Raw genomic sequence first — 22,469 nt, forward strand, 5'->3', positions numbered from 1 at the left:
ATTTACTGCTAATGTTAAGCTAACATTAACAAATCATTTTCTATTTGAAAAGTGTTCAAAAAAGAGACCGTCTTTTCAATATCATAATGTAATATTCGGTCTTCTTTAATCAAAGGAACTTCTTCGCGATATGCGTTTAAAAACATTTCAATAAAATCGCTAGATTGTAATGGCCGTCTGTATTCAATCGCTTGCGAAGCATTCATTAATTCGATCGCTAAAATGCGTTCCAGATTATCCAAAACACGTAATGCTTTAGTAGCGGCATTGGCTCCCATACTGACATGATCTTCCTGCCCGTTACTGGAAACAATACTGTCCACACTGGCGGGAGTTGCCAGTTGCTTATTTTGGCTGGCAATACTTGCCGCTGTATATTGCGGAATCATCAAACCAGAATTCAAACCGGGATTGTCTACTAAAAATGCAGGAAGATTTCTAGTTCCTGAAATCAATTGATACGTTCTTCGCTCTGAAATACTTCCCAATTCAGCTAAAGCAATAGCCATAAAATCTAAGGCTAAAGCCAAAGGCTGTCCGTGAAAATTCCCACCGGAAATGATTTGGTCACTTTCAATAAAAATGTTAGGATTATCCGTAACCGAATTGATTTCTGTTTTAAACACTTTTTTCACATAATCAATTGCGTCTTTTGAAGCACCATGAACTTGCGGCATGCATCGGAACGAATAAGGATCTTGAACATGATTTTTAGGTTGTTCGATAATTTCGCTTCCTTCTAAAAATCCTTTGATGCGGTTGGCCGTTACAATTTGTCCTTTATGAGGTCTTATAAAATGGATTAATTCATTAAATGGCTCGATTCTTCCATCAAAACCTTCAAGCGAAATTGTTCCTATCAAATCAGCCAAATAAGAAAATTTGCTAACTTTCATCAAAATATGCGCGCCATACGCACTCATAAATTGCGTTCCGTTCAACAAAGCCAACCCTTCTTTTGATTGCAAAACAATGGGCTCCCAATTAAAATGTTTCAAAACTTCGCTTGAATGCACTTTTTTGCCTTCAAAATATACCTCTCCCTCGCCTAACAAAGGCAACGATAAATGCGCCAAAGGAGCCAAATCTCCCGAAGCTCCCAGTGAACCTTGTGTATAAATTATCGGCAGAATATCATTATTATAAAAAGCAATCAATCGTTCGACTGTTTGCAATTGAATTCCGGAATGACCATAACTTAACGATTGAATTTTAAGCAACAACATCAGTTTCACAATTTCAGTTGGCACTTCCTCGCCTGTCCCGCAAGAATGTGATTTCACTAAATTCTCTTGCAATTTTGACAAGTTCTCATTGGATATCTTAACATTACAAAGCGATCCAAAACCTGTATTTATACCGTAAATAGGATCAGAATGCGATGCCATTTTTTTGTCTAAATAATCACGACATTTTTGAATATTTATTTTCGCCTCATCAGACAAAGCCAATAATTTTTGGTGAGAAACAATTTCGGTCAATTTTTCCAAGCTAAGTAATTCAGTACTAATATAATGCGTATTATCCATTTTGATAGTGTTTAAAAGGTAAAATTGAATAAATCTTTATAATTACACAACATTTATTGATAATAATTTAAATTTAATAGTTAAACAAAACTAAAAATTAGATTTCAGGCAAATATTCTTATACGAGTGCAAAACACTAATTTTAATTGCCACTTTTCACTGCCTTTACTAAAAACCAAAAGTGAGTAGACAAATAAACAAACGCGTTTTACCTATTTTGACTTTAATTAGGAGGGAATTACATCCTTTTGATTCAATAAAAAAGATACTAGCATGCTAAACCAATTTGAAAAATATGCTGATTTATAAGAATAGCTTCATCAAGGACTTGATAAACCATACAATATTTCATAATCCTCAAATAGCATCGAATATTTTCAAATATTCGCAAAAACAAAATTAAACGCACTGCTTTTTATAAAAAAATGTACTTTTGGAAGATCAAAATGGTAAACAATAAAGCTACATATCACTCTTCGATAACAACTCAAATCTGGGTTGGCACTGCTATTACGTTTACTACAACAACTACAACTACCCCTTTGGGGTAAATTTTCAACATATAATCCTATTATTATATTTTTTTTTCGGAAGAAAGAAAGTTCTTGGGTATATAATAAATATTGCATTTTCAAAAAAAAAAACAACACACACAATTAAATCGTCTGCAACAACTAAATAGCGATTTATTATTACATTAAAATAACTTGATATGAAAGTATTAAAATTTGGCGGAACTTCCGTTGCCAATGCACAAAATATAAAACTGGTTTTAGCAATCGTTAGCGATAAAGCAAGAGAAGAAAAATTAATCGTCGTGGTTTCCGCTTTTAGCAAAATTACTGATTTGCTTCAACTTGCTTCGCAAAAAGCGGCTGCCGGAGATGAGAGTTTTAAAGATATTCTTGCAGAAATCGAGAAAAAACACCTAGATGCCTTAAAAGAACTAATTCCTGTCAGCGAACAAAGCAGTCTTTTGAGCCACATCAAAAGAATCGTCAATCACCTGGAAACCTTATTGGATGGATGTTATCTTTTGGGTGAGTTATCTTCCAGAACTTCAGACACAATTTTGAGTTTTGGCGAATTACTGTCTTCGTATATCATCGCAGAAGCTTTAAAACAAAATCTAAAAAACAGCAGTTATAAAGACAGTCGTGAATTGATCAAAACCAATAATCATTTTGGAAAAGCTATCGTGAATTTTGATGTTTCCAATGAATTAATTGTAGACTTTTTTGCTTCGAATGAAAATCAGGTGGTTGTTATGCCCGGATTTATTGCTGCTTCGTTAGACGGAATCAACACAACTTTAGGACGCGGAGGATCGGATTATACTGCCGCTATTCTTGCAGGCGCTCTTGACGCAAGTGATTTGGAAATTTGGACTGACGTCAACGGAATGTTTACTGCCAATCCAAAAATTGTAAAACAAGCACAACCTATCGCCTACATTTCATATCAGGAAGCAATGGAGTTATCTCATTTTGGTGCCAAAGTTTTATATCCGCCAACAATCCAGCCGGTATTGAGAAAGAATATTCCAATTCTGATCAAAAATACTTTCGAACCTGCTGCTGAAGGTACGTATATTTCCAATCAAGTTTTCACTCAATCCAATCCCGTAAAAGGAATCACACATATTGATGCAATCACATTGATTACGCTTGAAGGTTCTGGAATGATTGGTGTTTCCGGTTCTTCAAAAAGGCTTTTTGAAGTATTGTCCAATAAAAATATCAACGTAATTTTCATTACTCAAGCCTCATCAGAACATTCTATTTGTATCGGAATTCTAAATTCGGATGCTGATGTGGCGGAAGAGGCCATTAACAAAGCTTTTGAAGTAGAAATTTTGCAAAATAAAATAGAGCCTTGTATTGTTGAAAAAAACCTTTGCATTATTGCTTTGGTCGGCGAAAACATGAAAAATCATCAAGGTTTAAGCGGCAGAATGTTTAGCACTTTGGGTAAAAACAACGTCAACATCAGAGCGATTGCACAAGGTGCCTCTGAAAGAAATATTTCGGCAGTAATCAACGAAAGAGATGTAAAAAAAGCATTGAATTCTTTACATGAAAACTTTTTCGAAGAAAACACCAAGCAGTTGAATCTATTTGTAATGGGCGTTGGAAATGTGGGAGAAAAATTCATCGAGCAAATTCACCAACAAAAGAAATTCCTAAAAGACAATCTGAAAATAAACCTGCGTGTTATTGCGTTGTCAAATTCCCGAAAAATGTATTTCGATGAAGATGGAATCTCCTTAAAAGATTGGCAATTTGCATTAGAAACAGGGGAACTTGCGGATAAAGAACAGTTTATTAATAATGTAAAACAACTCAATTTACGCAACAGTATTTTTGTGGATATTACTGCAAATGAAAGCGTGTCTAAAACCTACGAACAGTTTTTAAAAAGAAATATTGCGGTGGTAACCTGCAACAAAATTGCCTGTGCCTCCGAGTATGATAATTATAAAAAACTGAAAAAATTATCACAACAATTCAATGCGCCTTTTCTTTTTGAAACGAACGTGGGAGCGGGATTACCAATCATCGATACCGTAAAAAATCTGGTTGCTTCGGGCGATAAAGTCAATAAAATTCAAGCCGTTTTATCTGGAAGTCTGAACTTTATCTTTAATAATTTCGATGAAAACAACACTTTTCATAATGTCGTCAAAGAAGCTGGTGTACAAGGATTTACAGAGCCGGATCCAAAGATAGATTTGAGCGGAATTGACGTTGCCAGAAAGATATTAATCTTGATTCGTGAAAGTGGTTACAAAATGGAAATTGACGAAATCACAAACGAATCTTTTATGCCTGCTGAATGTTTAGATACGACTTCAAACGAAGCTTTTTTCGAATCCTTACAAACACATGCAGCTCATTTTGAAACTATTTATAAAGAAGCGTTAAGCAAAGAATCTCGTTTGAAATACGTAGCGCAATTCGAAAATGGAAAAGCAAATGTTGGTTTAAGATTCATACCTAAAGACCATCCGTTTTACAATTTGGAAGGAAAAGACAACATTGTATTATTCTTCACCGATCGTTATGTGGATCAACCTTTATTAATAAAAGGTGCCGGTGCCGGAGCTGCAGTTACTGCTTCCGGAATTTTTGCTGATGTGATTAGAATTGGAAATATATAAAAATAGTTTAAAGTTTTCTTTGTTTAAAGTTTCAAGTTCAAGAACTGGTAACAACTTTAAACTTTAAACCTGAAACAAAACAACATGAACGAAATAAAAATATTTTGCCCCGCTACAATCGCCAATCTTTCCTGTGGATTTGATGTCTTGGGGCTTTGTTTGGAAACTGCGGGTGACGAAATGATTATTCGGAAATCAGATGTAAAAGGGATTCGCATCACTAAAATTGTGGGTGCCGACTTACCTTTGGAAACCGAAAAAAATGTTGCTGGAGTATCCGCTTTGGCGATGTTGGAAGCGGTAGAAACCGAATTTGGATTCGAAATCGAAATCTATAAAAACATTAAAGCCGGAAGCGGAATTGGAAGCAGTGCCGCGAGTTCAGCGGGAGCAGTTTTTGGAATCAATGAATTATTGGGACGTCCATTTACAAGAAAAGAATTGGTTTTATTTGCTATGCAAGGCGAAAAATTAGCTAGTGGAAATGCCCATGCGGATAACGTTGCTCCTGCCCTTTTGGGTGGCTTTACATTGGTGAGAAGTTCCAATCCGTTGGATATTATTAAAATTGAAAGTCCATCAGAATTGTATGCTACGGTGGTTCATCCTCAAATTGAGTTGAAAACTTCCGATGCGCGTTCGGTATTAAAACAAACCGTTTCCTTGAAAAGTGCCATCACGCAATGGGGAAATGTGGGCGGATTAATTGCCGGATTATACACCAAAGATTATGACTTAATCGGGCGTTCATTACATGATGAAATTGTGGAACCGTTGCGAAGTGTTTTGATTCCCGGATTTGATTTAATCAAACAAACGGCTTTAGAAAACGGAGCTTTAGGTTCTGGAATATCCGGTTCGGGTCCTTCAATTTTTGCTTTGAGCAAAGGAAAGGAAACCGCTGATAAAATCGCAAAAGCCATGAGCGCTGTGTACGACGAAATGAAATTACCGTATGAAATTCACGTTTCTAAGGTGAATGATGAGGGGATGAAAATTATTTAAGAATTATGATTAACGATTTTTGACCCGAGCGTCAGCTAACTGGCTTTGCATTTCTAATATAACTTCTGTTGCGGAAATCTTAAATCAAAAATCGTTAATCTTCAATCAAAAATCATAATGAAATATTACAGTTTAAACCATAACGCACCCAAAGTTTCTTTCAAAGAAGCCGTAATACAAGGATTAGCAACTGATAAAGGTTTGTATTTTCCGGAAACAATCACCCCTTTAGTTCCTGATTTCTTTGATAAAATCGAAAATTTAAGCAATGAAGAAATTGCTTTTAAAGCGATTCAACAATTTGTGGGTGACGAAATCCCGGAAGCCACTTTAAAACAAATCATTGCCGAAACGTTATGTTTTGATTTCCCTGTTGTCGAAGTTGAAAAAGACATTTATTCCCTTGAATTGTTTCATGGCCCAACGATGGCTTTCAAAGACGTAGGCGCGCGATTCATGTCTCGTTGTTTGGGGTATTTTAATAAAGATAACAAAGACAGTAAAAACACGGTTTTGGTAGCGACTTCCGGAGATACGGGCGGAGCTGTGGCCAGTGGTTTTCTTGGCGTAAAAGGTGTGGAAGTGATTATCCTGTATCCATCCGGAAAAGTGAGCGATATTCAAGAACGACAATTGACTACTTTGGGACAGAATATTAAAGCGCTTGAAGTAGACGGCGTCTTTGATGATTGTCAGGATATGGTCAAAAAAGCATTTTTAGATGAAAGTCTACAACATAAAAACCTGACTTCGGCAAATTCGATAAATATTGCGCGCTGGTTGCCACAAATGTTTTATTTCTTCTTTGCGTATAAAGTATTAAAAAAAGAAAACAAACCGTTGGTTTTCTCTTGTCCAAGTGGAAATTTTGGAAATATTTGCGCAGGGATTATTGCCAAAAAAATGGGATTGCCTGTTGAACATTTTGTCGCTTCCACGAATGTGAATGATACCGTTCCGAGATTTTTAGAAAACGGAATTTATGACCCGAAACCTTCAAAAGCGACGATTTCGAATGCGATGGATGTGGGAAATCCAAGTAATTTTATCCGAATTCAGGAAATGTATGACAATGATTTAGAGCAATTCAAAAAAGATTTTTCTTCGTTTACATTCTCTGATGCAGAAACGATTGAAGCCATGAAAACTATTTACAATACCAACGGTTACATTGCAGAACCGCACGGAGCTGTTGGTTATTTAGGATTGAAAAAAGAATTGCAAAACCATACAAATGCGATTGGTATTTTCTTAGAAACTGCCCACCCAATTAAGTTTTTGGATACGGTGGAACCAGCATTAAACGTAAAATTACCGATTCCAACCCAAATTGAAAGCGTTTTAGGAAAGGAAAAAGTGAGTACAAAAATTAAAACGTACGAGGATTTGAAAGCGTTTTTGGGATAAAAAATGTCTGTTACCCCCAAAAAAAAACGACTAAGAATCCCATTTTAGTCGTTTTTTTATACCAAAATAAATCTGTTTTTAAAGTGGTCCTAAACTTGTATTTTGGAACTACAAAACAATTCTACGCATTTTAGACTTCCATTTTAAATATATAATTATGAGTAATTTACAGAGAAGCTAAAAAATAAATTCCACCACAAAAAAATAAAATTCCAGATCTGAAAATATAGCTTGAATATGATTTAAATTATACTTAGTTTTGCAAAAAATTGAGTTGTCTCTATTCAGGTCATTTGAGAGTAAAAAAACAAACCTGAACCCCATTAAAAAAACAACTAAGTATTTAAGAAACTGTTTGAATCTTAACTAAAATCAACAGATTAAAAAATACTTCAAAAAAACTACCTGATAAAGTAGCTTCCCATATCAACATAATTTATTAAAAGAAGGAGAAAAAAGTTTATGACGGATCATAGCATGAATGCTGTTAGTTTTGAAATTGAATTATTGGATAAGCACAAAGATTATAGGAATCAATATAAGTCAAATGATTTATATTGGGGCGTAGGAATCGAAAATGAATGTTATTTAGAGTTTGAAAACCATCGTGTGGTAGACAAAGATTTTTTGCTGACTAAAGGACTTCATGAAAAGTATAGTGTTAATCATTTTAAGAATTACAAAGAAAACATATACCAGAATTCATTACTAAAAATATTATCCGATAAAGAATATTATTTGCCTGTACTGATGAATTCCCATTCGTTTACAAAAACGGACATTAACAACCAGCACAAGACTTTTGACCCGATAGACAATGAGCCAAATCCTGAATATTCAGGGGAAAGTATCTTTGAAATATTACAAAAAAACAATCCTTATTTTATAGACGAGCTTCAAAAAGAATTCATTTTTGACGGTGACACAGTTGAATTTGTTACACAAAAATTTTACAAAACAGATATTGACTCCGCCATTGCTGAGCTAGCAAAAATAAAACAAGGTTTCATAAACAACTTACAAAGCGCCTTTGATAAAGATAAAATCTTTACGGAATATGGCGCCATAAAAATATGTTCTAAAAATCATCCTTTTGCCATATTTATTTCAAACAACACTAATTATTCTGTTTTTAATAATATGACCTATCACTTCAATTTAACTATTCCTACTGAGTTAAATAAGGACGGTGAAATTAAGGACAAAATAGGTTTTATAAAAAAACACCAAAGAGCCATTCGCTTATTCCAATGGTTGAGTCCATTATTTATGATAAAATTCGGTTCTTCTGATTATTTATCGCATAATGACAGCAGCGTTAATTTAACAAAAGCATCACAACGATGTGCCATGTCAAGATACATTGGGGTAGGAACCTATGACACCAATGTGATGAAAACCGGAAAAATCGTCCAAATGAATTTTGACGAACACCCAATGCACGATAATCCGTTGTGGTGGGTGAACCGTTATTCTGAAATATCAGATTATGAAAAAATTGATAAAATTGGGCTTGACATCAATTTTCACAAGCACAAAAATCATGGCATTGAGTTTCGAATATTTGATTATTTCGACGAAATACACCTACAGGAGGTTTTGAATTTTCTTGTTTTTATTATGGATCACGCCCTGTTAAACGAAATCGAAAATCCGATTTGCGATTTGGAATGGAATAACTTTGTCTACGAATCTATTATCCACGGCAAAGAAACACATGTACCGTCAAAATTCATCGGCCTTTTAGAAAACATATTATCTATCACCATAGAATCGAATGATCCTTTAGAAATTTACAATCAAATATTCAGCAGTTTACACGCTACCTATTATGAAAAAGGCTTTTGTAGTTCTTTACTAATAAAAAAATAAGGGGTGTCACAAATACAAGGTCTCATTTTAGAATAAGCCCTATATAATTACCCTTCTTGTTGACAGTAGTCTGCCAGAAGGGTATTTATTTATACGATTTTTTTTAACTACTCATGGTAATAAAATATAGCAGCAGCATATCCTTTTTCCGGATCTTTATTGTCCCACCAATCTTTTCTGATTTCTGAAAAATAATTATAATTATCCGCTCCTGCTTGGGACTGCAACGGATAAATGACTTTGCCGTCTTTCCTAAAGGCTTTATCAGTATCCGTTTCCGGAACTACCACTACAATATGTCCTGATTTATTCAGGATAAATCTTTTGGCACAGATGATTCCTACTCCTCCAGTAGCATTTACTTTCATTTGAAGTTCATCAACATCATCAATTCTTTCCCAACCAAACTCACTTCCCGATTGTAAAAACCAATCATAGATATAATTGGAATAAAAAGGCCTTACCGTTTCATCAAAAACCAATGCTACTTCGTTCCCTTTCTCCAATTGCTCAATTGCGGTATCAGTCCATCTCAATCTGGGGATATAGACCTTGGCAAAAAAACAATAATCAAAAGTATAAATATTACAGTAGGTATCCGACGCGTCTTTCTGATATCGGAAACTTTTTGAAACATCCAGCGCCTTGATGATGTTTTGAATTGACGTAAGTTTAGACTCTAGATTCGTTAAATCTCTAAACGGAATTGAAGGATCGCCAATAGGTTTGTATGTTTCCTCTTTACTATCCAAACTTGCTTTTGTACCCGGTTCAAAATTGGGCACTTCAATATCCATACTTTTTTGATTCGTTTCATCAACAAGCTCGATATCTTTTGAAAACACAAACCCCTCTTTTTCAGTGTTCAAAAGTTTTACTTTCCACCAATCTGAGGCTGTTTTCTCAATTAATTTAACGGTATGTCTAAAAGGTATTTGTATTAAAATTTTGGAATTATCCTGCGTTGCCGGAAAATCTCTCAGATTTAATGACGGAGTAGCGACTCTATATTTCATACTAATCAGTTAATTATAAATGATTCTACTGCCAAAATACTAAAAACAACCAAGAAAGCACCACAGGAAACTATTATTTTTTAGTTTTTTTTAAACTAATTCTAAAAAACAACAGCACTAAACAGCAATAAGTAATACTATTTAGCCTGAAGAAAAAGGGAGATTGCAAATTAAGATTTAGAAGGAATTGAAAGTGTTTTTGGATAAAAATCAAATATTTTTTTTTTAAATACAAAACCGACTTAAAAGTGATTTTTAGTCGATTTTTTTTATCGAAATCAATTCTATTTTCTTTTTATTGATAGATTAGATTTATATAAATAAAATCATTAATTCTCATAGAATTAAGAAAAGCAATACTTATGATACAGAGTCAACCAAATTTGGGTCACTTTACCGCTAGTATATAAAAATTGGTTAAAATCTTCGAGCACTCCTTAAAAAAAACATATGAATCAAAACGAACTAAGAAAAAAATGCTCACGACTTTTAGATGTCAATCTATTTCTGATTATCACGATTTGCAAAATATTTATCTATATTTTTTTTCAAGCTGTGATAAATCATCACATAGAAAAGGTAACTATACGTGCAGATTTAGATGCAAAAATGGTAATGCAAATGATTACTAAAGCACTTCATCTTAGAAATACCCCATCTAACGTGAGCGTTCCGCTCGTGCCAACTAAAAAAAAGAGATAATAAATTGTGAATCAAATTGTAATGGGCACGAGCGGGACGCTCACGCTAGCAAGAAAAATTATCTAATCATTCATAGAACCAAATACGATATAATAACAAAATAAGCTATTGACTCAAACGTATATAGCTTTTTTTATACCTTGGCTCTACAATAAAAACCAAACAGAAAAACTATGAATACAACAGAACAAGCGTCACAACAGCAGAAACAAACCAAGTTCAGTATCAAAAATATTTTTGTTCCGGACTACGAAAACTATGAAGGGGTTCGCAGAATCAATATTTATGTGATGCGGCTGTTCTTTGCGTTAATGTTTGTTTTTGTTGCCACAGATTCCTGGACCGTTATTCTTAACCATGAAGGTGCATGGGATCCTACAAGGGCGGTTGCTTGGTGCACTTGGGCTGCTTACTCCACACTGGCACTTTTAGGAGTATTTCATACATTGCGAATGTTACCCATTATGCTTTTTATGATTTTTTATAAAGGACTCTGGCTTGTAGTTGTGGCTTATCCTTTATGGTCTGCCGGCACTCTTGAAGGTTCGCCAGCCGAAGAAATGGCTTATATGTTCTCCGGAATTATAATACCTATACTCTTTGTACCTTGGAAATATGTATTCAAAAAATACATATTATTGGAAACAAAAAAAAATAATCGATGTTGATTACTAAAATTATTCCTCTGCAGGAATCAAAATAGTATCTAAGATCGCATGTCACAATACTTACTAAAAATCAAAACGGCTGAGAAAATTTTCTCAGCCGTTTTAATTTTTATTACAATTTATTAAACTTAAATTGCTGTCCACCAATAGACGCCTCGTACATGAGTCCACCTTTTTGCATGGTGAAAACCATCACGCCATTGGTATATTTTACATTTGCAGAAGCGCCTTCCGTTACCGCTACTGCAGAAGCTTGTGCGGAAAACTCGAAACGGCTTTCTTTAAACCGGTCCATTTCATTTTTGGATTCAAAAAATATAACTTCCCGATACGCTTGTCCTCCCGCTTGAAATCCTATGCTTACTTGCGATAACTTGGCCATACCCACTCTCTTATTCTGTTCATAAACGACTCCGTTACCCGCTGCTCCACCTATACCAAGTCCTCCTTTTCCAACATTAGGAAAGATGACATAACCGTACGCTTTATCAAAAAGTGCCTTCATCAGCGGATCACTTTTAATAAATTCAGATTTTGCTGATTCGCTATCAGCAATAATTTTATTCTTTTTAGCGGTCGTTTGACCAAATATTGGTGCTGTATTTAATGCAAAAACCACCATCATCACCAAAATACTATTTAGATTTTTCATAATTATAACTATTAAAATGTTGAATTTATATCTTTATCTAAAGGTAAAAAAAATTATTTACTTAAAATATAAAATATTGATTTTCAATTATTTAAATTTTATTCATTCCTGATAAAATTCTGTTTATTAATAAAAAAATCAATTCCTATAATAATTCATACACAAACTTGAAACCAGTAGAAACTGTAATTGTTTATTCCTTTTTTCTATCTTTGAAAAACACAAAAATAGTAGACAACTTCACATGATTAAAAAAGCAACATTAGAGAACGTTTCGCAATTAAACACCTTAATCAATTCAGCGTACCGCGGAGAATCGTCTAAAAAAGGATGGACTACTGAGGCTAATATTTTAGATGGATTTCGAACGACTGAGGAAGAATTGTCAGAAACGATTCTGAATCCTAAAAATACAGTTCTGAAATTTACGGACAACAACCAAATTATAGGTTGTGTACTATTGGTTGAGAAAGAGCAGGAATTGTATTTAGGCATGCTGACCGTTTCACCCGAATTACAAAACAGTGGCGTTGGAAAAAAATTATTGCAGCAGGCAGAAATTCATGCGCAAGCATTGGGATTACCTAAAATTGTTATGACAGTAATTTCCGTTCGGGATGAACTTATTGCTTGGTACAAACGTAACGGTTATGAGGATACTGGCGCAAAAGAACCGTTTCCCGCAAGCGATGTTCATATTCCAATTTCGGAAGAGCCTTTGGAATTTATTGTTATGGAAAAAATTATTTATTAATTCAAACAATTGATTTATAGTTTATTATATTTTTAAATAAAATTAATTAACTTTATTAATTCCTTTTAATTCCCAGTAGTAAAGCTATAAATAATTTCAATCTATTAGTTTTTCTATTATCAATCTTAAATCGAAATAAAATGGCAACTACTCCTAAAACACTCGTTATAAAAGATTTAGAAGAAAAATCAATTTTGGTTTCTAGAACATTTTCTGCTGCGCTAGAAAAAGTTTGGCGTTCGTTTACTGAAAGTGAATTATTAGAACAATGGTGGGCACCAAAACCTTGGAAAGCCGAAACTAAATCGATGGACTTTTCAGTTGGCGGTCATTGGCTTTACGCGATGGTAGGTCCCGAAAATGAAAAACATTGGGGACGCATGGACTATACTGCCATAACTCCACATTTAAGTTTTGAAATTAATGATAGTTTTTGTGATGAAGAAGGAATTGTGAATACTTCGTTGCCTGTTTCCAAAGGAATAATTGTTTTTACACCAACAGCATCGGGCACTTTAGTGGAATTCAAGATGTTTTATTCCAATGAAAAAGAGATTGAAACCATGATTGAAATGGGTTTTGAACAAGGCATTACTGCTTGTTTGGAGCAATTGGAAATGTTATTTCAAGAGAATAAAATATAACAATAAGCAAGATTTCGTTTAGTCGTAGGGCAGCTCGCGTAAGGGATTGCGGTGGCATCCTTTATTTTTTTTCTTTAAAAAAAAAGATAGAGCCAAAAGCCCGACCCCAAAGTTGCAGATATGGAAATGGAAAAAGGAATTTTCTGCTTTGGGGTTATGCCCAAACCCTAATAAAACTCCAATAAAATCAGTTATAGTTAAAACAAAGCCTATTTTTGTGGAGTGAAAAAATCAGTTTCAATTATTGGAGGAGGTCCCGCAGCGCTTATCCTTGCTGCATTATTGGATTGTAAGAAATTCAAAGTTACCATTTACGAGAAAAATAAAACACTGGGAAGGAAATTTCTGGTGGCTGGAAAAGGTGGATTCAACCTCACCCATTCTGAACCTATTGGGGAGTTGATTGCGCGCTACACTCCGCCTCATTTTCTGGAAAAAGCATTGCTTGATTTTAATAATAATGACTTTAGACAGTGGATTGATTCCATTGGTATCCCAACGTATATTGGCAGTAGCAAACGTGTGTATCCTGAAAGTGGTATCAAGCCCATAACAGTACTCAACGCAATTCTGGATGTTCTGGATAAGCAAAGCGTTGCCATTCAATACCAACATACTTGGAAGGGTTGGACAAATGAAAATGAGATAATCTTCAATACCTATACAACAATAAAATCCGACTATACCATTTTTGCCATGGGCGGTGGGAGCTGGAAAGTAACCGGTTCTGATGGTTCTTGGCTAGATTTATTCGAAAGGGAAAGTATTCCTATCGTTCCTTTTCAATCTTCGAATTGTGCGTATCGTGTGGATTGGCCGGAAGATTTTATCTTAGAACATGAAGGCAGTCCGCTTAAAAATATTGCTATCAGTTGTTTAAATAAAAGACAAAAAGGGGAAGCGGTTATCACGCGTTTCGGTTTAGAAGGCAATGCTATTTATGCGCTTAGCCCACAAATTCGGGAGGAATTAGAGAACCATCAAAAAGCTACAATTTCTCTAGATCTGAAACCAACTTTGTGTTATGAAGATTTGCTTGACAAAATTAAAAAATCGACTTTTAAAAAGATGAGCGAAACATTACAAAAAGAAGTAAAATTGAGTCCTGCACAGATTGGGCTTTTGAAAAAATACCTTTCCAAAGAAACTTATTTGAATCCGGAGTTATTGGCTCAAAACATAAAAAAATTAAGCCTCGAAATTACTGGTACAGGACTCTTGAACGATGCTATATCCACAACAGGTGGTATTCAGCTCCATGCGGTCGATGAAAATTTCCAATTAAAAAATAAAAATCGTAATTATTGTATTGGTGAAATGCTGGACTGGGATGCACCCACTGGCGGTTACCTTCTTCAGGCTTGCTTTAGTATGGGGATGCATCTTGCACGTCACTTGAACAGCATTCCTTAAATCTTATGGATTATAGTGTGGATTCCAAAAAAGTATTTTGAATACGAAATGACTTTCCAATAGTTTTAAAATTTATTTATAACACCATTTCTTCAAATAACCGCTGTGTTGTTTGTTCCAAATCATCACACAAGCCCGGATGTGGTCTTGAGGTTTGAATGGCAGAGCTGCGAAGTGCAGTCAACCAACGGAAACGCGATGGAATATCAAATTGTCCTATGGGTCCACCTGATCTTTCACCATGCGCCACTTTCTCGAATGCCTGTAAATTTAGATGTAATTGTTCCAGATCTAAATCGGCTGAGAATAGTTGCAATTTGGCTTCGTTCATCGAGCAGAGTACTTTTATAAACTTCGCTTTTTTACAAAACAAAATAATACCCACATTGAGGAATTCTTCGCGTTCTACCCTAGGCACAACACGGATTACGGCATACTCATATAAGTGCTTCTCTTGCATTTTGTGCTTCGTTTATAAAAATTTGGGAATGGTTCAAACGTGTCGCTAAAAACTGAAAATAGACTTCCCGAATGGCTTCAGGAGTTTCATCGGTATCTTCCCAATGGAGCCATACTTCCGGAATCAGATTCACGATATTTTGCAATACATCAACAGACAATATTTTTTTGAAAATCGCGTCTGTTTCTGGCAACAAAGAAGCTTGAGGCAACAACACATGGTCTTTTATCAGTGCAAAAGGACTTTGCGCATGCTTTTCCCAATTGGTCCACGAATGATGAAAATATAGGCTGGCGCCATGATCGATCAGCCATAATTCTTTATGCCAAATCAACATATTGGTGTTTCTAAACGTTCTGTCCACGTTTGTAATAAAAGCATCTAACCAAACAATTTGGGAAGCTAATTTTGGATCAACCAACGTGACAATAGGATCAAAATTTATGGCTCCAGATAAATAGTGTAACGCCAAATTCAGTCCTTGACTCCCTTGAAGCAGGTCCTGAATTTCTTCGTCGGCTTCACTGCGTCCGAAAGCTTCGTCGAGATTAGCATAAACTAATTCCGGCATCTTCAAATTTAATGCACGGGCAATTTCTCCGCCAATTAATTCAGCGATTAATGCTTTTACGCCGTGTCCGGCACCTTTGAATTTCAAGACATATTTAAAATCATCATCGGCTTCAGCGAGTGCAGGCAAAGAGCCTCCTTCCCGCAAAGGAGTGATGTATCGCGTAACATTTACGGTTCTAAGATGGGGTGTTTTTTCCATAATTGAATTGGATAAAGCAATTTTGCTTGGATACAAACTTACAAATAAGTGGTTTGATTTTGTATTAGTAATTACTAAAACGGTAAATAATATTGCTACTTACTGTTGTAAGTTTCACCATGAACTTCTTTTATATAAATTAACTCTTTACAATAATAAATTTCTTTTCCTCTGGTTTCAATGTTCATTTTAAGACTTACTTTTCTATTATTTGAAATCAAATCATTTGAATTATAATTCTTTACTTTTTGATAATCATTCTCGCTTAAATAGACTCTTATAATTGAATCTTTTGTTTTGAGTTTAATAGAAGGAGACTTTATTACTTTGTGTTTTTTTAATGCATCAAAATAATTCAAAATAAACACATCATCCGCACTAGGGTTTTTAATTTGACGCGTACCAATAAGTACTTTTTCCCACTCATCAATACTCTTCTGATCAAGATTATAATAGTTAAAAAGATCAATCGACTTAAAAGCCAAATCTCCTTCAATAATTTTTTCGTTTCGAGAACATGAAATAAGGATAAATACGAAAAACAATAATTTTAATTTGTTCATGTTGATGACTATTTTCTAATTGTTGAATTCTTAAAAGTAGTTAATTTAGAGAATATCTCAACTTTCTAAACTCAAAAAGGCTTTCCCAATATTCGCAATCACATCTGAAGCGATGAACGATTGATAACCAGTTTCCGGCAGCGCAATATCAGCGGTTAATCCGTGGAGATAAACGCCAAGAATTGCGGAACTAATGGGTTCATAGGATTGTGCCAATAAACTGCTAATCATTCCCGTCAAAACATCGCCAGTTCCCGCAGTTGCAAGCGCAGCATTTCCCGTGGTATTTTGATAGACAGTTTCACCATCGATGATTCGTGTGGGTGCGCCTTTCATTACGATTATAATTTGATATTGTTTGGAGAAAGAGACTGCTTTACTCATTTTCTCGTCTTCGGAATCCCATTTTCCTATTAATCGTTGCAGTTCTTTGGGATGCGGCGTAATGATAGTTTTGGGTTGTAGTAAAGCTAATAATTTTTTGTTTTTAGAGATAATATTTAATGCATCAGCGTCTATAACTAACGGAATTCTATTCGTTTTCAAAAATTGATACAGCGCATTTTGGGTTTCTACTACCTGACCCAAACCAGGACCAATTCCGATGGCCTGCGGTTCTACATCAAAAGTTATTTCTGAAATTATTGCGTCCTGAATATCTGTAAGAACCATGACTTCGGGAATCGCTGTTTGCAGAATAGTGTACCCACATTTTGGAATAAAAACGGTGACTAATCCGCAACCAGTTTTCAAACAAGCTTTGGAAGATAAACTTACTGCTCCTATTTTGCCATAACTTCCGCCAATGATTAAAGCATGTCCTTGAATTCCTTTATGCGTATGTTCATCAGGCTTTTTGTAGTGTTTCAGGATTTCTTTTTGGTCAATGTAAATTGGATTTATCATGGAAATTTGTTTGTTTAAAATTACGGATTTAAAATCTCAAATAGAAATTCCGTTTGATTTTTTTCATATCCAAGACATAATTTCTCAATAGAAATCTACATTCAAAGTAACTTTTATAGCTCTGTACTGAGCAACCGCTTCAAAACTATTCAACATTTTCTGAATCGTTTTTTTTGTGTTTCCAATAGATACATTTTGAGGAATTTTGATAATAATCGTCCGGATATATTCATTTCTGATTCTGCTGATTGCCGGTTCCTCCGGACCTAATACCGGCATGTTCAAGTTCTGGCTCATTACTTGGTACAACCACATAGAACCTTCCTTCAACTTATCAAAATCACGCTGTTTCAAAGTCAGCTTTATGATTCTGAAATACGGAGGGTATTTATAAATTTGTCGGTCATACAACTGTTCGTTGTACATTCCCAAATAATCATTATTAGTGACTTGTTGTATGGTATTGTGATTAGGATTATAGGTTTGTATAATTACTTTTCCTTGTTTTTCTGAACGACCCGCTCTACCCGCAACTTGAGTCATCATTTGGAAACTTCTCTCAAAAGCCCTAAAATCAGGATGGTATAACATATTATCCGCATTCATGATTCCCACTAAACTAACGTTATCAAAATCCAATCCTTTAGCGAGCATTTGAGTTCCTACTAGAATATCCATTTCTCTATTCTTGAAACTATCAATGATTTTTTCGAAACCAAATTTTCCTCTGGTAGTATCCTGATCCATTCTCCCTATTTTTGAATTTGGAAAAATAGAAATCAGTTCTTGTTCGATTTGTTCCGTTCCAAAGCCTTTAGTAGTCAAATCAACGCTCGAACACGCGTGACAATGCGTAGGTTTTGCCATAGTGTACCCACAATAATGACAACGCAACTGATTTTTATGTTTGTGATACGTCAAACTCACATCACATTGCTGGCATTGTGGTACGTGACCGCAAGTGATACATTCTACAACTGGTGAATATCCTCTACGGTTTTGAAATAAAATTACCTGTTCTCCTAATGACAGTGCGTTTGTAATTTCTTCGATTAAAACATCGCTGAAATGTCCGGTCATTTTTTTACGAAAGTATTTGTCTTTCAAATCCACCAATTCGATATTGGGCATCATTACATTTCCAAATCGTTTCGTAATTTCTACCAGACCAAATTTATCTGATTTGGCATTAAAATACGTTTCTATACTTGGCGTAGCTGAACCTAAAAGTACTTTTGCTTTATGTGAATGAGCTAAAACTATAGCTGCATCTCGAGCATGATATCGTGGAGCCGGATCTACTTGTTTGAAGGTTTGTTCGTGCTCTTCGTCTACAATTATGAATCCCAAATCATGAAATGGCAAAAATAAAGCGGACCTCGCTCCTATTACCACTTGTGCTTTCTCCGATTTTTGTAAGACTTGATTCCAAACTTCAATTCGTTCATTATTGTTGTATTTCGAATGAAAAACAGCCACTTTATTTCCGAAATACGCCCTTAAACGCCCCACTAATTGAGTCGTCAAAGCAATTTCCGGCAATAAATACAGAATTTGTTTCCCCGTTGCCAAATATTCTTCGATGAGTTTAATGTAAATTTCGGTCTTTCCACTGGAAGTTACGCCATGCAACAAACACACTTCTTTTTGAGTAAAACTTTGTTTAATTTCCTCAAAAGCGGTTTGCTGATCCACGCTTAATTGCAGTTCACCTTCGTTAATTTTTCCGCTGAAATTTACACGGTCTTCCTGAAGAAAATAGTCCTCGAATATCTCTTTTTCGATTAACGCTTTTACAATCGCAACAGAAGAATTAGCTTCCTCAATTAGTTTTTTTACGGTTATGGGTTTAGCTACGCCTTGGGTCTTTTCTGTAGCGCACAATTGGAAATAACGCATTACGATTTCCTTTTGTTTATTGGCATTTTTCAATGTTTCCAATAACTCGCCTAAACCTTGATTGGACTCATATTTAGGATGTAAACGTAAGTATCGAACTAACTTAGGTTTATAGCTTTCTTGTATTTCCTCCTGAAGTACTAAAATATTCTTATCGACCAGTTTTTGAATAACAGGAAAAATATTTTTCTTGTTTAAAATAGCAATAATATCTTGGACCTTTAGAGAACTTTGTTGCTGCAAGGCTTCATAAACTAGAAACTCATCATCAGAAAGAAGGCTGGTATCAATAAATGAATCTGTTTTTTGAGAAATAAGGGTTTCGCTTTCCAGCAAAAGTGCACTTGGCATAGCGCCACGATACACATCCCCAATGGCACACATATAATAAGAAGCAATCCATTGCCAATGTGCGATTTGGATTTCAGTAACAATAGGTCTTTCATCCAGAATTTGATGGATTTCCTTAGCTTCGTATAATTCTGGTTTGTTTTGATGAATTTCAATAACTAAAGCGGTATATATTTTGCTTTTTCCAAAAGGAACTGCCACCCGCATCCCTTTTTTGATGTAGTGAAATTCCGTTTCGGAAACACTATAGGTAAAGGTTTTGGCTAGGGAAAGTGGTAAAATTACTTCTACAAAATACATTTATTATCAATTAAGAGTTATGAGGTTGAGTTATGATTATGTAGTACTTTAACTCATAACTCTTAATATTTTAATTATTTTACTCTATTCCAAGTTTGTGTTCTACCAAATAAAGAAACTCCAATATAGCCTCTTACATTCAGCTTGTCATTACCTTCTAAAGCTATAAAGCATTTGTATAATTTACCAGAAGTAGGATCTAGAATTTTTCCTGAATTGTACTCTTTACCATCTTTTTTTAATCCTTTGATGATAACAAGTCCCATTACCGGTTTGTTTTTTTCCTCACCTAAACATGCAGTACACAAGCTTTTTTTCTTTTCGACATCAATGATATCAACGATTTTTCCATAGATTTTACCGGAACGCTCGTAGATTTCTACGATTGATTTAGCTTTTCCAGTTTCGTCATCGATAGTTTTCCATTTCCCAATAACGCTATTGGTTTGTGCATAAAAAGCCATAGAGGCGAATAATGCCAGACTTGTAATTGTGTTTCTCATTTTTTTTTATTTAGCCCTGATAGTAGTGGAAATCCTTTTCTTTTTTTCTTTAAAAAAGAAAAGATTGTAACGAATAGCAGGAAATAGCTCCTAATTTTGAAACTATTTAGATTTAATAATTTATTCTTTTTTAGCTTTTAATTTATTTACTGTTGCATTCAATTCAAAACCCAACAATAATATCATACAGTTAATCCAAATGTAAAACATCAAGATTAATAATGTTCCTATCGAACCATATAATTCATTGTATTGTGAAAATTTTGTGACCCAGATTCCAAAAAAATAGGAATCCAAAATAATCAAAATTGTAGTAAAAACGGATCCTATGGAGATAAAAGCTCTATTTTTATCATGCTTAGTACCAAACTTGAAAAGTATGGATGTGGTCATCAGAATCATCAAAATAACAAACGCATATCGTCCTATAACGATTAATTGAATTTGGTCACTAAAAACTGTTTTTTGCAACAAAACTTCAAAAACAACAATTATTGCAACGGTCACTAATAGTAGTAAAGACAATAATAACGACATTCCCAAAGCAACTAAATATTGACGAATAAACCCTCTTTTTATAAGGACGTGACGAGAAGTTTCAAAACCACCTAAAATACCATTTAATCCATTTGCCATCAAGAAAATAGACAATATAAAACCGGAAGACAATAGTCCGGAATCACTATTATTCAGAATATCACTGATGATTTTATAAATAGCATCGTATGTATTAGGCGGTACTCCGTCCTTGACAAACAACAAAAAATCTTCTTGAAAACCTTCAATAGGGATGAATGGAATTAGATTTAATATGAAAAGTGCAAAAGGAAATAATGCCATAAAAAAACTAAATGCAATGGCACTAGCATGATAGGTTAACGCACTTTCGACTATTCCTAATCCATATAATTCCATTAAATCATACAAAGACAACCCTTCCAACCAAGGAAGTTTTATCTTTTTTAAACCAAACATAAGATTCCGTACAATTGGAATTCTTCGTAGTTTCAATTCAATTTCTTTACTCATAATGCTTTCAAGCTCAAATCCATGTTATATACGGAATGCGTCAACGCGCCCGAAGAAATATAATCTACACCACATTCCGCATAGTTACGAATCGTGTTTTCATTAATATTTCCAGAAGATTCTGTATCGCATTTATCTCCAATTAAAGCGACTGCTTTTTTCGTATCATCAAAATTAAAATTGTCTATTAAAATTCTGAAAACACCATCGCTCTGCAAAATTTCTTTGATTTCATCCAAATTTCTGGCCTCGACAATAATTTTTAGATTCAGGTTATTTTCTTTTAAATATGCTTTTGTTTTGGCTATAGCCAAAGTGATTCCACCTGCAAAATCATTGTGATTATCCTTAAGCATTATCATGTCATACAAAGCAAACCGATGGTTTTCGCCACCTCCAATTTTAACTGCCCATTTCTCACATGCTCTAAATCCTGGTGTCGTTTTACGTGTGTCTAGAATTTTAGTATTTGTTCCCTCTAATAAACGGGTGTATTCTTTAGTTTTAGTTGCAATAGCTGACATTCTTTGCATTGAATTCAAAACTACGCGTTCTGATTTCAAAATAGATTGAGAACTTCCTGATACATGAAAAACGATGTCACCTTTTTTTACCGGAGTTCCGTCCTGAATAAAAGTTTCAATTTGCAAATTAGGATCTACATAACCAAAAACCATTTTAGCAAAAGCTACACCGGCAATAATGCCGTCTTCTTTGACTAATAACTTTGCTTTACCTGTTGCAGATGCTGGAATGCAAGCTAATGAACTGTAATCCCCTGGTCCAACATCTTCTCGAATGGCATTTTGTATTAGTATGTCTAACTCGTTTTTAAACTGTATATCGCTGATCATTTTATAGGAA

19 protein-coding genes are annotated in these 22,469 nt (G+C 34.6%); 8 read left to right on the top strand and 11 right to left on the bottom strand.

Going from position 1 to position 22,469, the window contains the following annotated elements; genetic code table 11:
* Nucleotides 1-14 precede the first annotated feature (14 nt).
* Nucleotides 15-1,529: a histidine ammonia-lyase gene (hutH, locus tag DR871_RS08850; RefSeq protein ID WP_113665624.1), complete on the bottom strand. Its 1,515-nt coding sequence runs from the start codon at nt 1,527-1,529 to the stop codon at nt 15-17.
* A 712-nt stretch (nt 1,530-2,241) separates the two neighbouring features.
* Between hutH and thrA the strand changes: the two genes are divergently transcribed.
* From thrA to DR871_RS08870, 4 genes are all read left to right on the top strand, one after another.
* The gene (thrA, locus tag DR871_RS08855; protein ID WP_113665623.1) at nt 2,242-4,689 is read left to right on the top strand and encodes a bifunctional aspartate kinase/homoserine dehydrogenase I; all 2,448 of its coding nucleotides are present in this window, start codon (nt 2,242-2,244) and stop codon (nt 4,687-4,689) included.
* An 84-nt stretch (nt 4,690-4,773) separates the two neighbouring features.
* Nucleotides 4,774-5,694, top strand: coding sequence for a homoserine kinase (locus DR871_RS08860; RefSeq protein WP_113665622.1), 921 nt, complete (start codon nt 4,774-4,776; stop codon nt 5,692-5,694).
* A 117-nt stretch (nt 5,695-5,811) separates the two neighbouring features.
* Complete coding sequence (gene thrC / locus DR871_RS08865; RefSeq protein WP_113665621.1) at nt 5,812-7,101, top strand: threonine synthase; 1,290 nt, start codon at nt 5,812-5,814, stop codon at nt 7,099-7,101.
* A gap of 462 nt (nt 7,102-7,563) precedes the next feature.
* Nucleotides 7,564-8,973, top strand: a complete 1,410-nt coding sequence (locus DR871_RS08870) for a hypothetical protein (RefSeq protein ID WP_113665620.1) — start codon at nt 7,564-7,566, stop codon at nt 8,971-8,973.
* 107 nt (nt 8,974-9,080) lie between these two features.
* Here DR871_RS08870 and DR871_RS08875 read toward each other — a convergent pair whose 3' ends face one another.
* Entirely contained in the window at nt 9,081-9,989 is a 909-nt protein-coding gene (locus DR871_RS08875; RefSeq protein ID WP_113665619.1) for an SH3 domain-containing protein, read from the bottom strand.
* Between the two features lie 875 nt (nt 9,990-10,864).
* Here DR871_RS08875 and DR871_RS08880 point away from each other — a divergent pair.
* On the top strand, nt 10,865-11,359 hold the full coding sequence (locus DR871_RS08880; protein ID WP_113665617.1) for a hypothetical protein: 495 nt from the start codon (nt 10,865-10,867) through the stop codon (nt 11,357-11,359).
* A 112-nt stretch (nt 11,360-11,471) separates the two neighbouring features.
* On the opposite strand, the gene DR871_RS08885 is transcribed toward DR871_RS08880, so the two are convergent.
* Nucleotides 11,472-12,011 carry a lipid-binding SYLF domain-containing protein gene (locus tag DR871_RS08885; RefSeq protein WP_113665616.1) on the bottom strand — a complete coding sequence of 180 codons (540 nt, stop codon included), beginning with the start codon at nt 12,009-12,011 and terminating at the stop codon, nt 11,472-11,474.
* Nucleotides 12,012-12,255: 244 nt separating this feature from the next.
* On the opposite strand from DR871_RS08885, the gene DR871_RS08890 reads away from it, so the two are divergent.
* From DR871_RS08890 to DR871_RS08900, 3 genes are all read left to right on the top strand, one after another.
* Nucleotides 12,256-12,765, top strand: coding sequence for a GNAT family N-acetyltransferase (locus DR871_RS08890; protein WP_113665615.1), 510 nt, complete (start codon nt 12,256-12,258; stop codon nt 12,763-12,765).
* Between the two features lie 140 nt (nt 12,766-12,905).
* On the top strand, nt 12,906-13,409 hold the full coding sequence (locus DR871_RS08895; protein ID WP_113665614.1) for an SRPBCC family protein: 504 nt from the start codon (nt 12,906-12,908) through the stop codon (nt 13,407-13,409).
* 222 nt (nt 13,410-13,631) lie between these two features.
* Nucleotides 13,632-14,822 carry a BaiN/RdsA family NAD(P)/FAD-dependent oxidoreductase gene (locus DR871_RS08900; RefSeq protein ID WP_113665612.1) on the top strand — a complete coding sequence of 397 codons (1,191 nt, stop codon included), beginning with the start codon at nt 13,632-13,634 and terminating at the stop codon, nt 14,820-14,822.
* 76 nt (nt 14,823-14,898) lie between these two features.
* Here the strand turns inward: DR871_RS08900 and DR871_RS08905 are convergent, their stop codons facing one another.
* The 8 genes from DR871_RS08905 to nadC form a co-directional block, all read right to left on the bottom strand.
* Nucleotides 14,899-15,282, bottom strand: coding sequence for a DUF3037 domain-containing protein (locus DR871_RS08905; RefSeq protein WP_113665611.1), 384 nt, complete (start codon nt 15,280-15,282; stop codon nt 14,899-14,901).
* Nucleotides 15,260-16,054 (bottom strand): HipA family kinase, encoded by a 795-nt coding sequence (locus DR871_RS08910; RefSeq protein WP_113666041.1) that lies wholly within the window; start codon nt 16,052-16,054, stop codon nt 15,260-15,262. The genes DR871_RS08905 and DR871_RS08910 overlap by 23 nt, the downstream gene beginning before the upstream one ends.
* 95 nt (nt 16,055-16,149) lie before the next feature.
* The gene (locus DR871_RS08915) at nt 16,150-16,617 is read right to left on the bottom strand and encodes a hypothetical protein (protein ID WP_113665610.1); all 468 of its coding nucleotides are present in this window, start codon (nt 16,615-16,617) and stop codon (nt 16,150-16,152) included.
* 57 nt (nt 16,618-16,674) lie between these two features.
* Nucleotides 16,675-17,523, bottom strand: a complete 849-nt coding sequence (locus DR871_RS08920) for an NAD(P)H-hydrate dehydratase (RefSeq protein ID WP_113665609.1) — start codon at nt 17,521-17,523, stop codon at nt 16,675-16,677.
* 84 nt (nt 17,524-17,607) lie between these two features.
* The gene (gene priA / locus DR871_RS08925; RefSeq protein ID WP_113665608.1) at nt 17,608-20,073 is read right to left on the bottom strand and encodes a replication restart helicase PriA; all 2,466 of its coding nucleotides are present in this window, start codon (nt 20,071-20,073) and stop codon (nt 17,608-17,610) included.
* A gap of 74 nt (nt 20,074-20,147) precedes the next feature.
* Nucleotides 20,148-20,576 carry a DUF2147 domain-containing protein gene (locus tag DR871_RS08930; RefSeq protein ID WP_113665607.1) on the bottom strand — a complete coding sequence of 143 codons (429 nt, stop codon included), beginning with the start codon at nt 20,574-20,576 and terminating at the stop codon, nt 20,148-20,150.
* Nucleotides 20,577-20,696: 120 nt separating this feature from the next.
* Nucleotides 20,697-21,605, bottom strand: coding sequence for a YihY/virulence factor BrkB family protein (locus tag DR871_RS08935; protein ID WP_113665606.1), 909 nt, complete (start codon nt 21,603-21,605; stop codon nt 20,697-20,699).
* Nucleotides 21,602-22,459, bottom strand: a complete 858-nt coding sequence (gene nadC / locus DR871_RS08940; protein WP_113665605.1) for a carboxylating nicotinate-nucleotide diphosphorylase — start codon at nt 22,457-22,459, stop codon at nt 21,602-21,604. The genes DR871_RS08935 and nadC overlap by 4 nt, the downstream gene beginning before the upstream one ends.
* Nucleotides 22,460-22,469: the final 10 nt, after the last annotated feature.

The organism is Flavobacterium petrolei, assembly GCF_003314435.2.
GTDB classification, from domain to species: domain Bacteria; phylum Bacteroidota; class Bacteroidia; order Flavobacteriales; family Flavobacteriaceae; genus Flavobacterium; species Flavobacterium petrolei.